We start from the raw sequence: 1,754 nt of genomic DNA, 5'->3' as shown, positions 1-1,754 counted from the left end.
AGATACCGTTGGCGAAATCAAGCTGGCGTGGGAGCCAGCTTGGCGAAGCGGGAGACACGCGTGGCGGCATGGGCACGGTCGTCGAGCCAGGCAACGATGCGCGCTGCATTGATGCCGACTACGGCAAGCACCTGCTGCAGAGCCGTCTTGGCCTGCCCGATGTAGCGACTTCGCCGCATGCCGAAGGCGCGCACGCCTTGCGACAGGGTTCCCTCCACACCCGCGCGCACCCGGTACTGCTTCTGCCATGCCGGGTCGTGCATTCGCTGACGGGCCGAGTTGAGCGCTTCATACTCGTCACGCGGATGGAAGTAGACCGCACGACGCGCTGCCTTGGCCGGCGTGCACAACGGCCGGGCCTTGCAGCTGCCGCAGTCGGTTCGACTGAACCGTGCGTGGATGCGAGGGTGGCCCGTCTCATCGCGCCCAGGCTTCCACCCGACCGAGACCTTGCCCTGCGGACACGTGACCTGCTCACGCTCCCAATCGATGGAGAAGTTGGGCAGGTCGTAGCCATGGCCGGCTCGGGAGGCCCAGGTCGACAAGTTGCGCACCGGCCCTTCAAGCGATATGCCGTGGTCGCGGCGGCTGGCCACCAGGAGCTCGGCATCGACGTAGCCCGAGTCCACGAAGTGCTCGCTCGGCAGCAAGTCCCGCGCTGCCAGACAGGCGTGGATGGCAGCCGTGGCGCTCATGTCGGGCTCCATGGCCGGGCGTGTCTCGACGTGCGTGATGATGTGCGCAGCCTCGCGGTCGCAGGTCTCGGTGACGTGCACCTTGTAGCCCGACCATTCCATGCCGCGCTTGGCGCTGTAGTGCATCTGCGGGTCGTAGGGGGACTGGATGCGCTCGCCCACTGGCGGCAGCTCCGGGCCGTCACGCCAGCGAGGTGGCCCGCCCTGGATGCGCTCATAGTGGGTCTGCCACACTTGGCGCAACGCCTTGAGCATGGGCGCATCCTGCGCGATCGGCGGTGTCGCCGCATGAGCGACTGCATCGAGCAAGGCAAAGCCATCGGTGCCGACCTGCTGGGCGTAGGCCTCGCGCTTTTGCTTGCTGCCCCCTGGAAGCCGCCAGTCCTCGGCGCGCCGCGCATAGCGCTCGAACCAGGCGGGTTCGGCCACGCCACGCAACCACTCGGGCGCCAGCGTTGCCAGCTCGTTGAGCGCAGCGCGCATCGTCTCGGTCACCAGCTCCAGCAGGTGCAAGTCGCGCACCGCGCCCAGGACATGGGTGCTGTCGGTGCGCTGACGGCCTCGGGGCCTGATCAGGCCTCGGTCCTTGAAATGCACGAGCATCTTGTCCAGCAGCAGGTGCTCGGCATGGCCTGCCAGCAAGCGGCCTCGGAACTCGGTGAGCACCGTGAAATGAAAGCCCGGGTCGTCGAGCGCCAGGCCCAGGGCGTACTTCCAGTCGATGCGCGAGCGCACGGCGTCGGCCGCTTGCCGATCGCTCAGATGCTCCAGAAACTGCAACACCGTCACCAGGGCCAGCCGCCATGGTGCCAGCCCAGGCTGGCCTCGGCGGGGGTACAGCGCCAGGAAATCCTCGTCACGGTACAGCTCGGCGAACTCGTCGCGCAGTCGGGTGACCACAGTGCCGTGAGGGAAGGCTGCACGGGCCACGCGTGCGGTCTCTGCCGGGATGGGCTCAATCGGACTCGGACGAAGACTCATCGGACGCCTCCTGTAACTGCTGGGAGTTCAGCCAGCTTGCCCTCAGAGTCGTCGCCTTGCAATTCGCCAACGGTATCT

The 1,754-nt window shown here is 67.1% G+C and carries 1 protein-coding gene; it reads right to left on the bottom strand.

The window, feature by feature from the left end; translation table 11 throughout:
* Nucleotides 1-17 precede the first annotated feature (17 nt).
* The gene (locus tag D3A59_RS24820; protein ID WP_119157967.1) at nt 18-1,676 is read right to left on the bottom strand and encodes an IS1182 family transposase; all 1,659 of its coding nucleotides are present in this window, start codon (nt 1,674-1,676) and stop codon (nt 18-20) included.
* Nucleotides 1,677-1,754: the final 78 nt, after the last annotated feature.

The organism is Caldimonas tepidiphila (assembly GCF_003569765.1).
Lineage (GTDB): Bacteria > Pseudomonadota > Gammaproteobacteria > Burkholderiales > Burkholderiaceae_C > Caldimonas > Caldimonas tepidiphila.
The sequence above is the reverse complement of the archived record's forward strand: the minus strand, read 5'-3'. Positions and strand labels throughout refer to the sequence as shown.